Source organism: Streptomyces sp. NPDC001549 (assembly GCF_042894025.1).
Taxonomy (GTDB): domain Bacteria; phylum Actinomycetota; class Actinomycetes; order Streptomycetales; family Streptomycetaceae; genus Streptomyces; species Streptomyces kutzneri.
The window spans coordinates 1-15035 of record NZ_JBIAVJ010000058.1 but is presented as its reverse complement, the minus strand read 5'-3'; the positions used below and the strand labels follow the sequence as shown (position 1 = coordinate 15035).

Sequence of the window (15035 nt, the reverse complement as noted above, 5' to 3'; positions counted from 1 at the left end):
TGGAAAGAGGCACTGAACCAGTTCTCACTCTTCTTCGAGGACCGGCTCAGCATCCAATGAAACCAGGCGACTTACACAAGATCGCTGACACGTCCGAGCCAGCGGCGGCGCCGCCCCGGCTGATGGGCGTCGTGTGTTGTGCATTGGGTACGCGTCATCGGCTTTCACTGGTGCTGGCCTGGGTTGATGGCGTTACGAGGGTGTCGTTTTGCTGGTGAAGGCCGCTGTCGTTTGGCGGGTGGGCTTGATGTCGCCCCTGTGGGTGGGTGTAGCGAAACGCTGGGTGGGGCCGTGTTGTGTCTGGCTAGGCTCGGTGGATGCCGTCGTTTGCGGGTGATCCGCGTCATGAGCGTCTTGTCGCTGTCCTGGTGCCGTTGTTGCGTCGTTCGTGTCCGCCGGGCGGGGGTGGGTCCGGCGGGTCGTACGAGCTCCGGCTGGGTGTCGATGAGGCGGATGAGCTGGGCGGGGTCGATCTCATTCGTTCCGCTTTGCGGAAGGCTGGCCGGTCGCTGGGGTGGTCGCGGCTGCAGACGTTCGGTGGTTCGTTCCCGCAGGTCGCCGTGGCGGGTGTGGTGGACCGGCGGGAGATTCCTGAAGAGTTCGCTGCCGCTGTTGAGGAGTATGAGCTGCAGCGGGGGAGGGCCGCGGTGGAGGTGATCGGGCAGACGTTTGAGGACGGTAAGCCGCGCGCGGTCCCGGGTTCTGTTTTCGTGGTGGCACAGGAGTTCCGTGCCGCGTATGCCGAGGGCGTCGCCGGGTGAAGCGCGAGCGTGCGACGCGTCTGCTGGCGGACATGATCACGCGGCTCGAGGGCGGTGGTTGACCGCTGGGCTTGGTCGAGGAGGTGTACGTCTTCGGGTCGTACGCACGTGGTGCGCTGGAGCCGAACGACGTCGACGTCGTCATTGAGCACGGCACGGACAAGCGCTGGCTGGGCGAGTCGCTGGACGCGTCGATCAACGGGCGTGACGCGTACGTGGGGATGCGGCAGGCCCTGCGGGGACGTACCCGGGGGATCTCCTTCCAGTTCCGTGGCCGCAGCAGCTTGCTGGACGAGGGCTTCGAGCTGTTCTTGCTCTGGCGGAAGGGTGAGCCGTTCCCTCTGGCCCGTGAGCGCCTTGCCTCCCTGACAGCGGACCCGGAAGCCGGGCCTGCGCCCAGGGACCACATGCTCACAGAGTTCGAGGGGCTGGAGAGCCTGGTGCCGCGCCCGGCGCGGATCGAGCTGTTCGGCCGGCATGTGAAGGGCAGGATCAGCATCACACCGCTGAGGCTGGTCGACGGAGAACTCGAGGACCCTGAAGTCGCCTGGCATGTACGGAGGCGCTGGGTGGAGACGAGCCCGCTGCGACGTGCGGCGACGTGTGCCTTGGCCGCACTGGAGCAACGAGGCGTGGACCTGGGCGAGGTGACGCTGCACGGTCAGCGGCTGGCCGGGACCAGCAGGCTGAACGCTGTTTCGTCGATCTGGGGTGGAACGGCTTCGGATACATGGGGCGTCTCCTGGACGGCGGAGTCACCTGGCTGGAAGTGCTGCGCCCCCATCGCAGCAAACCCATGGACGCACTGCTCATCGAGCCCGTGCCTCGCACGTAGCAGACACTCGCATAGCCGCCTTCTGGCGTGTCACGTGAACCGGGGGCCCTGTTTCATACGTTCGTGTGTGCCTGATCGGCGTGTCGGGATGGATGAAGGCAAAGCGGACAGCCACCACCTGCACGAGATGCGGCCCGGGGGTGAGGGTGTCCGATCAGGTTTCTGGCGGCGAGGACATGCCGCGGCGGTGGCCAGCTTGCGGGCGTGAGAGTGCGATGGCGCGTTTGATAGCTGGCGAGTTGGCTACCGCTCGAACCAACGCTTCAAGCACGTTCTGGCCCTTCATGTAGACGCCGTCCGGTTGTCTCGTCCGGCAGCCGCGGCGCCGGCACGGCCAGGGGAGAAGCCCGTCACCGTCGTCTCCCCTCGTTCGGGTGCGGAGCCGCTCCGAGTCGTCCATGAGCCGTGTTGGCCACCCTGCACACCAGACCGTTAGGGCAGAGCACCTCGCCGGCAGCCGACACCACGCGCTGAACGCCTGCACCTCGGAGGTCTCGCTGGCCCTCACCTCTGCCTCCCCGTGGACGATGGCGTTGGCGCGGCTTCCGGAACATCCCCGGGGCTCCGCGGGAGGCCCGCATCCCGGGTGATGCAGGCTCTAGGTCGGGGAAGGCCGCGGAGACGGCCACGGTCAAGAGCTTTGTCGTTGGCGGTGACATCGCTTCGCGAGCCGTGGCCTGAGCCCGACGCGGCAGGCTGGTGCGCCATCCAATTCCGTACCCCAGTAGGCCTTTCCGCCAGCACTCCTCGTCAAGCACGCAGGTCGAAAGGGCGGCTGATATCGCCGAAAAACCCCGGCAATCCGTTCCGTATATTGCTGCGTGCATTAAAACCCCGGCAATCCGGACACCGGTGAGGGCGCACAAAAACCCCGGCAGTCCGCGCATTACCCGTTTCTGGCTGGCTGAAAGCGGCGGTAGAGAGTGAGGTCACGCGGAGGCCGGCTGCGGTTCCTCCCCCACCTCGGCGACCTGCCGGGCCAGCTTGGCCGCCTGCGGCGGCAGGTACCGAACTTGATTACTGAGGTTTTCGGGTCGTCGTCGGGTGGTGACGGTTCATGATCCCTGCGGTATGCCGGTGGGCTGAGGTATCCGGAGGGTGGGGGCCTGACCGCTGAGCGTCGGGCGTTTCGTGAGGGGATCCGGCTTCAGGCCGGTGAAAGGTTCGTCGCGGGTGAGAAGACCGAGGTGATCGCGAAAGAGCTGTGGGTGAGTGTGCGGTCGGTGGAACGCTGGCGTCGTGCCTGGCGCGAGGGCGGCATGGAGGCATCTGGAAGAAGGAGCTGTGGCCCCGGGTAAAAGCCTCGCGGCGGCATGCGGGGCCTGGATCGTCTTCGCGACCTTGCCGAGCATCGGACTGACGGCGCTCATCTCGAACCCGGGGGCGTCACGAGCCGTTGTACGGGGGTGTGCCGGCCTCGCCGTCTGGGCGGAGCCGGCACACGGTCGTGCCCTGAGGCGCGGTTGCTCTACGTGTACTGAAGGTCGATGACCTGGTAGAAGGCCTGGCCGGTGTCAGCGACCTCCCACACGGCGAGCAGGACCTGGTGACCGGCGGGGCGCTGAGGCAGGCGCAGGGTGTGGGTGGTGGGGTTGCCCGGGGCGAGCTCGTGCTCCCAGTAGGGCTGTTCGGGCAGTTGGACGCTGTGGAAGGGCTCGGCGTCGAACTGGGCTCGGGTCAGGGCCTGGTCCGGGTTCCAGCCGTTCTTGGTGAGGAAGTAGTTGAAGCGGCGGGTCTTGTGCTCCGCGTGGAAGCCCCAGGTGATCTCCAGGTTCTGGCCGGAGGTGACCGAGTGCTTCTTCCAGTCGGTGCCGACCTCGTCCAGGGAGGCGGCGAAGTCCTTCCCGGCGCTGGCGATCTTCCCGTCCGCCGGTGGCTGGGCGTTGACCACGTCATCCGGGGCGAAGGGATCGCGCATGCCCGGCTGGCTCCGGGGGAAGAACTTGCCGGCCTCCAGACCGTTGGCCTGCCAGTTCTCCAGGTAGAGCTGGGCCCGGGAGGGGGGAGAGCTGACCGCACCGTGCTTGGGGGACTGGGGCTGCATCCTGGCTCACCGAGCCCTACCTCACCCCGCCCGAGAACCAGGACGAGGAATACCGCGGCTATGCGACCCTGCCGGACGAGGACGTCCTGGCCCAGGTCAGAGCGGGTTTCGCCAACAACTGGCACGTCATCGCGCATGTGAACGGCGACGCCGCCATCGACCAGCTCATCCGGTGCATGCGCTCGGCCGCCAAGGAAGCCGGACAGGACCGGCGTACGACGGCGATCCACTGCCAGACGGCCCGCGAGGACCAGATCGAGGCGTTTCGGGAGCTCGGGATCATCCCGTCGTTCTTCTCCATGCACACCTACTACTGGGGCGACTGGTACCGCAAGACCGTGCTCGGCCCCGAACGCGCTGTCGACATCTCGCCGGCCCGGTGGGCAGTAGACCGCGGCATGGCCTACACCTCGCACCACGACGCACCCGTCGCCCTGCCCAACTCGATCGCCATCCTGTCCAGCCAGGTCACCCGCGTCACCCGCACCTCAGGAAGCGTCCTGGGCCCGGACCAGTGTGTGTCGGCCCTGGACGCGGTGAAGTCCATCACCATCAACGCCGCCCGCCAGTACTTCGAAGAGGACACCAAGGGCAGCATCGAGGTTGGAAAGCTCGCCGACTTCGTGATCCTCAGCCACAACCCGCTCACCATCCCCGAGCGGAAGATCAAGGACATCACCGTCGTGGAGACCATCAAGGAGGGCAGGACCGTCTACCCGCCCTCTCCCACGCGCCCCGCCCCCGTCCTGCGAAAGGCCATGCCCGCAGCCTTTGCCCACCACTGCTGACGCCCCGAAGGTCACCCAGTCGAGGGGAAGGGTACGGGCCTGCTAGGGCCTGTTTGATGTCGTGATCATTCTTGGATTCTGTCCTGTTCGAGGGGCGGAATCCGGTAGGACTGTGGTCGTGACGCGCAGGCAACTCACCAATGCCCAGTGGAAGTTCATCGAGCCGTACCTGCCGATCGGGAGGTACGGGCCATACCCGGAGCGGTTGCGGGAGCAGTTCGAGGGGGTGATCTGGCGGTTCCGGTCCAGTGCCCAGTGGCGGGAGATGCCCGCCGAGTTCGGCCCGTGGGCCACCGTCTACGGACGCTTTCGCGTCTGGCGGGACGCCGGTGTCTTCACCGCCCTGCTGGAAGGCCTGATCGCCGAGGGGGCCCGGGTGTGCAGAACGGACTTGTCGCTGGTCAGTGTGGACTCCACAACGGTCCGCGCCCACCACGACGCGGCGGGTATGCGCGTCAGCAAGCACCTCATGAATGCCCTGGAAGAAGCCGCGCAGGAGCAGGAGGCGGCCCGACAAAAGGGGGCGGACCGGAGGAACAGAACGGACAGGACGAGCTCCGGCGCATCCGGCGCAGACGCAAGCTCCGCCTGAAGGAAGCCCTGCTCGGCAGGTCCCGGGGCGGACTCACCAGCAAGATTCACCTCGCCGCGGACCGCAGATGCCGTCCGCTCGCGCTGGTCCTGACCGCCGGGCAGGCTGGGGACAGCCCGCAGTTCATCCCCGCGCTCACGAGGGTCAGAGTCCGCCTGCCTGTCGGCCGTCCCCGCACCAAGCCCGGCGCAGTTGCCGCCGATAAGGCCTACTCGTCCCGCGGCAACCGCTCCTAACTGCGCAAACGCGGAATCAAGGCCGTCATCCCGGAAAAGCGGGACCAAGCCGCCAACCGGAAGAAGAAGGGCGCACGAGGTGGCCGACCCGTCAGCCACGACGCCGACCTATACAAAGAGCGGAACACAGTCGAACGTCTGATCAACAAGCTGAAGGCCTGGCGAGGCATCGCCACTCGCTACGACAAGACACCCGAAAGCTACCTCGCCGGCCTCCACCTTCGCGCCGCAATGATCTGGATCGACGACCTGATCAAAACCGCCGAATGATCACGACATCACACAGGCCCTAGCAAGCCGGTCCTTCTTCACCTCGTCGACAACGAGGCTCCAGCGGCGCTTCGTCGCGGTCCACTCGGCGCCATACGGGCACAGCGCGTCCGCAGAAGGGGGCTACTCCGCCGGATCCTGATCAGCCTTCTGCCTGTTCGAACGGGCCGTCACCCCAACCAGGGAGGTCGGCTGGCCCTGGTCGTTCGTGTACGCCTCCCGCCGCGCCGCCGTCCAGGATGAAGGGCCAACTGGCGGGGAGCGTCATTCGCAGCGTATTCCTGCCTGCGACCGGCGGTTGAGAGGTTCGAGCCGGCAGTCTGTCGGTGTGGTCGGGGCCGGCAACGGTGTGCGTTGCCGCGGGCGGCAACGGGCATCAGGAGTGGGAAGCGGCCTCATCCCGCCTCAGGTAACCGCCCGGAGGGCAACCGTCGTCCGGGTCCTGCGTGGGACACATGCTGGGGTCCTCTGCATCGCCGTAGAGGTAGACCCACACCGTGCACGTCGGATCCTCGGTGAAGGACAGCTCAAGGTCATGGCCACGCGTGGCGGTCTCGTCGGGGACGGTACCCCCGCGGCCTTCAGCGCGGGCGTAGAAGGCCCAGCGCCCAGTGGACAGTGTCTCGGGATGGGCGCAACCCAGCGCCTCAACCTTGTCGAAACCCGTTCCGGTGAAGGTGTGTTCCTTCGAGAAGGTCAGGGACGTCCCGGCAGAGCTGGTCCATGTCCCTACCAGGTCGTCCTGCGGAATCTCCGCAGAGTGGATCGCTGCGGCATACCCACAGGACGCAGTGAGCACCACACCGGTCACCGCGAGAACGATCGCCCGCCATCCGCGCATGTTCACAGACCTCTCCCCGAGGTTGGATGTCCGGCCCTGCGACCGCACACCTTTATTTGAACATGCTCAAAACTAGCGGCTTCCCTCGGGGCCGCACAACCGACACCTCACAGAGAGGACCCCTCGGTCAACACTCGCCTTCGTCGTAGACCTCATCTCTGTGAAGTAGCCCCTGCAGAGGGGATGAGTTCGGTTGTACGGACGCGGCCCGGGCCACCGGGCCGCATCCGCACCCTTGTCGCCACACGCCACTGCGACGGCGGCTCGGGACAGGGCCGGGCCCCTAGCGGGCGGCCGGCTCGTAGACGACCGTGATGGTGGGACAGTCCTCGGCGAGCCCGAGCAGGGCCTGGCGCTCGGCCTCGTCGGCGGCCACTTCACCCCACCCTCAGGAGGCGAGCCAAGCCGGATCCCTCGCCAGAGCATCCGAGAGGAGGAGTGCCGGCGCTCAGAACCTGCCGAGGGCGACGAAGACGCAGGCGCCCAGGAGGAGCATGTTCGCACCGAAGACCTGCTTGTACTCGCTGAGGCTCCAGTGCGCGACGGCGGCACCGATCATGACCGCGCCGAGGCCGACGGCAGCCAACGGGGTGAGGACTGGGGCTATGCCGGTCAGTTGGGGAGCGATGAGCCCGAGTGCCGCCACGATCTCCAGTGCCGCAACCACACGGATCAGCGACAGGGGGAAGGGCGCGACGCCGGTCTGGCCCGTGGCGATCATCTTCTCCTTCGTCTGCGTCGACTTCAGAAATCCTGATCCCATGAAGACGGCGGCAAGCAGGCCCTGCGCGGTCCACAATGCGATGTTCATCGAGCCACTCCGATTCATCTGTGTTGGTCGATCGGCTGTTCTGCCACCGCTCAGGAAGCGGGCTGCTGGAGGAACCCCTCGGCCAGGTCCACGAAGGCAGCCACCAAGCGGTCCTCGTCGAGGCCGCTGGGATGGGTGTCGAACACGTCCCGCAGCAGCCAGAAGTGCGAGACGGCCCCCACGAGCACCACGGCGAGCGCGTCCCAGTCCCGTTCCCCCGGGCCGGCCTGCATCCTCAGCCAATGCGCCACCGCGGCGTGGATGCGGCGCATCTCGCCCTCGCGGACCTCTTCCAGCAGCGCCGGAAAGGCTGCCAGGTCACGCACCACGATCCGGTTGAGGTCGCGCTCCTCGCCCAGACGCCGCAGGCCGGCACGAGCCAGTGTCGCCAGACGCTCGCGCAACGGCAGCGCGGCAACGGCCTGCATGTCACCCAGCAGTTCGAGCAGCCCGGCGTTCTCGGCGACCTTCGAGCGCACACCCTCGGCCAGCAGCTCCTCCTTCGAGCGGAAATGCCGATAGAGGGCTCCGGACCCAGGCGAGAGCCCGGCGGCCCGCTCGATCTCGGCGACGGTCGTCTTCGCGTAGCCCTGCTCACCGAAGAGCCGCATGGCCTCCTCCACCACACGTGAACGACTGTCCACGCCCCACCTCCTGCAAGTAAGTACTTACTTATGATCATAGCGAGAACTGCAGCACATACAAAGAGCGGGACCGACAACATTTTCGTAGCCGGAGATCATCGCGCAGCGGGCGCCATGCCGGGGTCACCGCCGCCCGCGATCGGCAGCCGACGGCGGGCTCAGCGCCGGATTCCTCCCATGCCTTGCCGTCGTTGCGCTTTCCGTGCCCTGGCCCGCGGGCGGGCTGATGTCACCTGCTACGGCGGCAGCAGGCGTCAAAGGCGCCTGTTGACGCCACTCGCCTCCGGCGGTGGCGTAGGGCGCCTTCGGTGAGCTGCGGGGCGGCGGATAGCGTGCGGGCATGGCTATGACGGGGAAGCGACGGGTCCTGTACCGGCAGGGCAGCGGATTCTGGCGGATGACGGCGAAGTGGGTTCTGGTCTTCGGAGTCCTGTACCTGCTGGACGGCGGGCTGCTCCGTTCGTGGGGCGACGCTCTGGTCTGGCCGATGATCGGGATCCTGCTGTGGGTGCCGTTCGGGATCGGCGTCGTCTGGTACCCGAAGAAGGACCAGCGCCTCGAGCTGACGGCACGTGAACTGCGGGTGCGACGCAAGCGGCTGCCGATGGAGAAGGTGAACCTGCTGCACGTGGCACGGCTCTGGCTGGAGGGGCGGTCGACCGAGGACCACCAGCCGGTGGAGGAATGGAGACCGTGCGACCGGGTGGTGTGGGTGCCGCTGTGGGACGGCCGGGCGTTCGGCGTGGAGCTCCGCGACCCGGCCGCATTCGCCAAGGTCTTCGGCGCCTTCGCGATCGCGGCGTGCGGCGGGCCCGACATCGTCCGCGCCAGGGCAGCGGTGGAGACCTACCCGGATCCCCTCCCGATGTGGCCCAGCCGCTCCGCCGCCGGCGACTCAGGCTCCTGGCTGGACCTCCTGGACATCTTCGACTGACAGCCGGAAACACCGGCAAAGGGCAGCCGTCCATCAGGAGCGCGGGTAACTGCACAAGGCCGGCGCTCGACCAGCTCCCCCTGCAGACGCACCCCCGCAGCAGGCGGGCCACAGCAGCGGGTCGCAACTCGTCCCGATGCTGCCCCCAGCCCGGCTGTATCGCGTCGTCCAGCGCCGTCACCGGCACCCGTGTCGATGAGTCTGCGGCTCGACGGTGCGTCGGTGACCGGCCGCGGCTTGATACTTTCTGACCTTCTCCGGACTCCATCAGGCACACGGTTTGGTCACCTCTCAGGGTCGCGCAGGAGCGCCGTGTGGCGGGGCCGTCAGCGACGGGCGGGACCAGATGCTGCCGAGACGCGGCCGAGGCGAGCCCGGCCGCCTGTACGAACTGATGGTGATGTGGGCTCGCGTCAGCTCGGCAATCCACCTCGCTCGCAACCTGCCCACCGACAGCAGGCCGTCCGGCGGCCGGTGTGCAAGGGACAAGGAGCCGATCAGGTTCTCCGCGTACTCAGAGGACGGGCGCGGGCGGAACAAGTACCAACGCCCGGTCGGGTCGGCCAGTTCTCCCAGGACAGTGTCCCCGGCCGCGCGGGCTACAAGCGGAACCAGATGGTCGGGCGGCCGCGTGCAGGAGGGGACCGTCCTTGTGCAGACGCTGCAGATCGACGCCCCGGCTTGCTGCTGCTTCCTTCGGTGTGAGGCCGAGCCCGGCGCCGAGGTCCATCAGCGCGGACGGTGACCGCAGATGCTCCCTCACGACCACGCTCGCCCGCCTCGTGTGTGCACTCCTTCGTTGACGGACAACTCCCGCCCGCCCCTTAGGCTCACTTCATGCCGATCGACGACAGCCCGCAGACCACCGTAAAACACTGGCAGGCCTGCACGGACGTGTACGACTTCCTGGACCAGATCCGGCTGAGGCCCGGCATGTGGCTGCCAGGTGGCTCACTCCGTCACCTGGAGGCGGTTCTCACCGGCTACCGCGTCGCGCTCGGCGTGCACTCCATCGACGAACCCTTCGGCTTCTGGCCCGAAGACCAATTCGTCCAATGGCTCTGGAAGCACTACGGCCGGCGGAGTTCTCTCAGCTGGGCGGCCGAGATTGAACGGGCAACACCGGCAGGATCCACCCCAGTCGAAGAGTTCTTTCGAGTGCTGGACCAGTACCGCGTCGAGCAGGCCCATCCAGCGCCCCGCCCGCAGACATCGGCCGAGCACCCGGGCCTGCAGGCCGTCCGCATTGAGATCTCCCGCCACGACTGGGCTGGTATGCAATGTGGCTGCACAGGGACAGCTGCCCACGTGCCCGCTGACCTTCTGGACCTGATCTCTGCCCGGTACCCCGGCGAAGCGACTCTGAAGGCGATCGACAACCATGTCATGATCCAGTCCAACCTCATGGATCCAGCCCCGGCCACCACCGCCGTCCTCCTCGCAGCCCTGGCGGACCCCAGCCTCACCACGCCCGAAGCCCGGACAGCCCTGCTCGAACTCCTGCTGCATTTGGTCTGCGGCGACACTGACCAGCAAGAGGAATGCGAAGCGGCCATTCGCGGAGCCGTCTGGATCCTCTACCGGGAACTCACTACCCACCCCTCGATCGTCGCCAGGGCATACGCCTACGAGACACTTCACTGCCTGGAAACCGAGCACGACCGTCTCGCCGCCTTCCGGGAAATCGTCCGAGACCGCCTGCCCGCATACCTGCACTGACCAAACCCTGGCTCCCGCGGGAAGCGATCGCGCAGCGGGTCTTCACCCGCAGCAGGCGAGGCTTCGGCGCTCCGCAGCCTTGCGTGCAGTGCGACAACCTCGGCGTCGCTCGCCCCTCCGGTACTTGGTCTGTACCCGCTCCCGAAGTACTTGTTGTCAACCAGGTGCGGTGTGAGGGGGCTGGCCGGGATGTGCACGATGCCGTAGCCGGTTCCGTTGCCGGTCTCGGACTTGCGTACATCGGTGATGGCGGCCAGCGGCGGGTCGGGGATCGGGCGGGCCGCCGAACCCGTTCGGCGGCTGCGTGGCGACCTCGAAGGTCTGGCTCTCCTTGTGCCGCCGTCGACGGTGAAGGACCAGCTCCCGGTTGTCGCCCTTGCGGCTCGGCGCCTTCTTGAGGTCCAGGTGGTGACCTTCCTCGAACGGGCCGCCGTCGATGGCGGCCTGCAGGTCCCCTCGTACAGACTTCCTCGAGTGCGGTGATGGCCGGGGATTTCTGCGGGTCGTCCTGGTGCCGGGAGTTTTTCAGTAGTGGGCGAGGTGCCGCAGGCGGCGGCGGCCCGGTCCCGGACCACCATCAGGGGCGCTCCGTCAGTCGTCCTCGGCGAGGATGAGATCGGCCATGTGGTGCGGGCAGGCGGGGTTTTGCCAGGTCACCGACAGGAACTCTCCTCGGTGCTGAGAGCCCGCGCTCCACCGGTGGCCGCAGTGGCCTGGCAAAACCCGCAGAAGACGACCCTCAAGGGGAACAGGTCTACCGAAGAGCGGAGTGGTGTCGTTGGTTCCATAGTCTGCTCCTGCGGTGGCGGCGTGGGCGAGACCTCTCACCTACCCACCGATGCTCCCAACAGCCGCAGGCGTGCACGGCGAGACCATGGAATGGCCCCGGCAGTAGGCGCGCGCCCATCTCCCGTTAGGCCATGGCAGGGCCCCAGGACAGGAAGCGTCCCGGCGCCGCCAGCCGCGGCAGCGCAAGGGGGAGCGGTTGTGCATCTGACACCACGATAGATGAACGCTTCAGCAGCTGCCCGGTTAAGACCACACCGCGCCGGGGCGGCTTGGGCAGGTCAGCCGGGAAGGGCTGCATGCCTTCCCTGAACCTCGGCAGGAGACGGACCTTTGTCAGCAGCGCGGGCTGCATGATCACATGGGGCAGTCGCTGTCGTCCAGGAGGCACAGAATGCTGTTGCGCAACGTGGTGCTTGATGATGTCGACGCTTACATCCGGATGCGATGCGATCCCGACATGATGAAAGATCTCGGGGGTCCACTGCCACGAGAGGGCATGGAGGAGAAAGTTCAGCGCGATGTCCGCCGGGCTGCCGAAGACACCGCCTGGACCAAAATGATCATCCCCGCAGCGGCTGCCCCGTCGACCGTAGCCGGGACTGTGACGCTGTGGTCCAACCAAGCCGACGACCATCACATCTCCGAGATCGGTTGGATGGTCCTGCCCGCCTTCCAAGGCCAGGGCTACGGCAAGCAAGCCGTACGGACACTGCTGGAGATGGCCAGGAAGGACGGCCGCTGGGGACCCATCCATGCCTTCCCCGCAACCAGCAACCTCCCTTCCAACGGCATCTGCCGCGCTGTCGGCTTCACGTTCGTCGAAGAACAAGACCTGGAGTTCGCCGGCCGAGTTCTGCACACCAACCACTGGATCATCGACCCACACACTGACTTGACCTGACCATCACCGAACCGTCGAGGCAAAGAAGATCGAGTCGAGCGCGTACGCGCCGTTGAGGCCGGGGCCAGCGCGGAAGAAGTTGCCCGAGCGGGACGCCGCAGAGGGAGGGGCTTGGCTTGGACGCCGCTGGTCAGGGGCCCCAGGCCCCTCCAGCTTCAACAGTGCAGGCGGTCCGCTCGGTCACGAGCCGGTTGCGGATCCGGTCGCTGGTGGAGGTGGATCGTGTGACTGTCGGTGGCCGTGTACAAGCCCACTGGCAGGGTGCCGTTGACTGAACCAACTTCCACATGTCCGCAGGTCAGAGGTCGTTTCTATCAGTTTCCGGTCATGTTTGAGACGGGTGGTTCCGCTGCCCAGCCGTATGTCCTGCTGGATGCTGCGGGGGCGGTCGTCGAGCCGGTCGAAGCGTTCTTCGCCGAGCTTCGGGCCTGCTCGCGTCCTGCGTCGACGATCCGCTCGTACGGGATGGACTTGCTTGGGCACCTTCACCGCCGTCTTCGTGGCCGCGTGGACGGCCCGTGGTGGAGCCGACGTTGACGAACTGGCTGGAGCGCTGCCGGCGGAAGACGGCTGTGCCGCCCCGATGCCGTTGAGTAGGCCAGTGATGCGGGTGGCGACCGGAGACCACGGACAGCCCGATCACGTACGGGCGTTCCCACACAGCCCAGCTGGGTGGGTGCGGGGCGTCCGCCGCCGGGTTGAGCCAGCGGGCGACCACAGGATGACCCCGCCGGCCCCGGCGCGGCCAGGGCTACGCCCTCTTAGCTTGTCCTACCTTCCAGACGTGGGTCTGAGGCGGTCATTCGTAGGATCGTCGGGCCCAGGGGTTCCGGGTATGGCTATGAGCTTGTCGCCGTCTGATGGCTCAAATGACTTGGCCGCCCGGAGCCCCGCGACGACTCGACCGCTAATTGGGATATGCGACTCGATCGCTGCGTAGGACAACGTCGGCGAGGTCGTCTGCGGGACTGCAGTTGAACGACGAGCTGGCGGAGGTGACCGTGCCCCAGATCTGGGCCGGCGTGGACATCGGCAAGGAACACCACCACTGCGTGGTGATCGACGCGGAAGGCGAACGCCTACTGTCTCGGCGAGTCCTGAACGACGAGGCCGCGCTATTAGAACTGATCAGCGACGTGCTGGCTATCGCCGAGGACGTTCTCTGGGCGGTGGATATCAACCACGGCGGGGCCGCCTTGCTCATCGGCTTGCTGCTCGGCCACGACCAGCCGATGGTCTACCTCACCGGCCTGGCCGTTCATCAGGCATCGGCCGCCTACCGCGGCCAGGGAAAGACGGACGCCAAGGATGCCTTCGTCATCGCCGACCAGGCCCGCATGCGCAGGGACCTCGGCGCGCTCCGGCCAGGCGACGAGATAGCCGTGGACCTCAAGATCCTCGTCAGGCGCCGCACCGACCCCGTCAACGACCGCACCCGTCATATCAACCGGCTCCGGGAGCAACTCCTGGAGATCTGCCCGGCCTTGGAACGGTCGTTGAGTCTGACGAACAAGGGGCCGGTCCTGTTGCTGACCGGCTACCAGACGCCGGCTGCCATCCGCCGCAGCGGTGCCAAGCGGATCGAGACCTGGCTCAAGAACCGCAAGGTCAAAGGTGCTGCCGCGCTTGCCCAGGTGGCTGTCGAGGCGGCCCAGGCCCAGCACACCTCTCTGCCTGGCGAAAGGCCGGCCGCTTCGATGGTGGCTCGCCTGGCGAAGGGGATGATGGCCCTCGAGGAGGAGATCGCCGAGCTTGATGCCCTGATCGAGGCCCGGTTTCAGGAACACCCGCACGCCGAGGTGATCCGCAGCATGCCCGGCATGGGTGCCATGCTCGGGGCTACTTTCATCGCCGCCACCGGCGGCGAGATGGAAGCCTTCGGGACGCCTGACCGGCTCGCCGCGTTCGCAGGCCTGTCACCGGTGCCGCGCGATTCCGGCCGCGTCAGCGGCAACATGCGCCGACCTCGCCGCTACCACCGCGGCCTCCTGCGGGCGTTCTATCTCTCCTCCATGGCCAGCCTGAGAACCTGCCCTGCATCACGGGCCTATTACGACCGCAAGCGCGCCGAGGGGAAAGGACACAAGCAAGCCGTGCTGGCTCTCGCACGCCGACGAGCCAATGTCTTGTGGGCAATGATCCGCGACGGAGCGTGCTACCAATCTGCACCACCAGTCACCACAACGGCTTGACACCCTGATTGGGAAGTCATTTATCCAGTCGGCGGGGCTTGGTGCCCTTCTTGTGATGGGCGGGTCTGGTGTACGCCTCGCCGGTTGCGAGGACCCGTCCCACGTCGTGACGGGTTGTCGAACGGCTGCTTCTTGAACCGAGTGGGCGGCCGGGGCCAGGTCGGGAGGGTTTGGGCGCACGCGCTGGCGTCGGGGTCTGAGCGTGGAGGTTTCTGAACCCGGTTTAGGCGGGGGGCGTGGTCACCCGCGCAGTGTGCCGCCCGGCCTCGGCGGTCCGGGCCGGTTCACCGGCGGTAGCAGTGGCTTAACCGCTCTCTTCTGGTGAGCTGAAACAACCAGCCTGGCCCTGCTGGCCAGGGCCAGAGCACTATCACCGCTGATAGCGGCCTGGCCCTACCCGCAGGGCCGGACCTGGGAGACTAGGGATCATGACCGACCGTCGACCGCTCTCGTGCCCGCCTTCTCCGAGCCCGCTTCCGACGCTCCCGTACCCGCCCAGGCGGGTGGGCGCCGGCTGATGCCGGTCGAGCAGGGCGCCGACTTCCGCCAGCCGCCCGGCGAGACCGAGCCCGCACCCGCCCCAGCCCGACGTCCGCTCGCCCCCGGCGGCCTCACCTTCTCAGACCCGGACCGCCATATCTGAGCGCTACCACCACGGGTTGCGCCACGTCCAGGACC

Annotated in this window: 11 protein-coding genes and 3 pseudogenes; 9 read left to right on the top strand and 5 right to left on the bottom strand. The window is 67.1% G+C overall.

All coding sequences use genetic code 11. From position 1 onward, the window contains the following. Window positions 1-317: 317 nt before the first annotated feature. From ACFY04_RS42890 to ACFY04_RS42880, 3 genes are all read left to right on the top strand, one after another. Window positions 318-761, top strand: a complete 444-nt coding sequence (locus ACFY04_RS42890) for a hypothetical protein (RefSeq protein WP_389126441.1) — start codon at window positions 318-320, stop codon at window positions 759-761. A gap of 71 nt (window positions 762-832) precedes the next feature. After that, window positions 833-1804 carry a nucleotidyltransferase domain-containing protein gene (locus tag ACFY04_RS42885; protein ID WP_389126439.1) on the top strand — a complete coding sequence of 324 codons (972 nt, stop codon included), beginning with the start codon at window positions 833-835 and terminating at the stop codon, window positions 1802-1804. Window positions 1805-2660: 856 nt separating this feature from the next. Then, window positions 2661-2894, top strand: coding sequence for a helix-turn-helix domain-containing protein (locus ACFY04_RS42880; protein WP_389126444.1), 234 nt, complete (start codon window positions 2661-2663; stop codon window positions 2892-2894). 170 nt (window positions 2895-3064) lie between these two features. Here ACFY04_RS42880 and ACFY04_RS42875 read toward each other — a convergent pair whose 3' ends face one another. Then, entirely contained in the window at window positions 3065-3640 is a 576-nt protein-coding gene (locus ACFY04_RS42875; RefSeq protein ID WP_389126437.1) for a lytic polysaccharide monooxygenase auxiliary activity family 9 protein, read from the bottom strand. A gap of 14 nt (window positions 3641-3654) precedes the next feature. Between ACFY04_RS42875 and ACFY04_RS42870 the strand changes: the two are divergent. Then, window positions 3655-4428: pseudogene (locus tag ACFY04_RS42870) on the top strand (amidohydrolase); the annotation flags it as partial. Between the two features lie 118 nt (window positions 4429-4546). After that, window positions 4547-5526 (top strand): annotated as a pseudogene (locus tag ACFY04_RS42865) (IS5 family transposase). Here ACFY04_RS42865 and ACFY04_RS42860 read toward each other — a convergent pair. From ACFY04_RS42860 to ACFY04_RS42845, 4 genes and pseudogenes are all read right to left on the bottom strand, one after another. Continuing rightward, window positions 5527-5775 (bottom strand): annotated as a pseudogene (locus ACFY04_RS42860) (HNH endonuclease); the annotation flags it as partial. A 127-nt stretch (window positions 5776-5902) separates the two neighbouring features. After that, the gene (locus ACFY04_RS42855; protein WP_389126436.1) at window positions 5903-6373 is read right to left on the bottom strand and encodes a hypothetical protein; all 471 of its coding nucleotides are present in this window, start codon (window positions 6371-6373) and stop codon (window positions 5903-5905) included. Window positions 6374-6815: 442 nt separating this feature from the next. Further along, on the bottom strand, window positions 6816-7178 hold the full coding sequence (locus tag ACFY04_RS42850; protein WP_389126435.1) for a DoxX family protein: 363 nt from the start codon (window positions 7176-7178) through the stop codon (window positions 6816-6818). 50 nt (window positions 7179-7228) lie between these two features. Beyond that, window positions 7229-7822, bottom strand: a complete 594-nt coding sequence (locus ACFY04_RS42845) for a TetR/AcrR family transcriptional regulator (RefSeq protein ID WP_389126433.1) — start codon at window positions 7820-7822, stop codon at window positions 7229-7231. Window positions 7823-8162: 340 nt separating this feature from the next. Between ACFY04_RS42845 and ACFY04_RS42840 the strand changes: the two genes are divergently transcribed. The 4 genes from ACFY04_RS42840 (at window position 8163) to ACFY04_RS42825 (ending at window position 14357) form a co-directional block, all read left to right on the top strand. Further along, complete coding sequence (locus tag ACFY04_RS42840; RefSeq protein ID WP_389126432.1) at window positions 8163-8756, top strand: hypothetical protein; 594 nt, start codon at window positions 8163-8165, stop codon at window positions 8754-8756. Window positions 8757-9593: 837 nt separating this feature from the next. Continuing rightward, the gene (locus tag ACFY04_RS42835) at window positions 9594-10475 is read left to right on the top strand and encodes a hypothetical protein (RefSeq protein WP_389126431.1); all 882 of its coding nucleotides are present in this window, start codon (window positions 9594-9596) and stop codon (window positions 10473-10475) included. A 1180-nt stretch (window positions 10476-11655) separates the two neighbouring features. Next, complete coding sequence (locus tag ACFY04_RS42830; protein ID WP_389126429.1) at window positions 11656-12165, top strand: GNAT family N-acetyltransferase; 510 nt, start codon at window positions 11656-11658, stop codon at window positions 12163-12165. Between the two features lie 995 nt (window positions 12166-13160). Then, window positions 13161-14357, top strand: coding sequence for an IS110 family transposase (locus tag ACFY04_RS42825; RefSeq protein WP_389126442.1), 1197 nt, complete (start codon window positions 13161-13163; stop codon window positions 14355-14357). Window positions 14358-15035 lie beyond the last annotated feature (678 nt).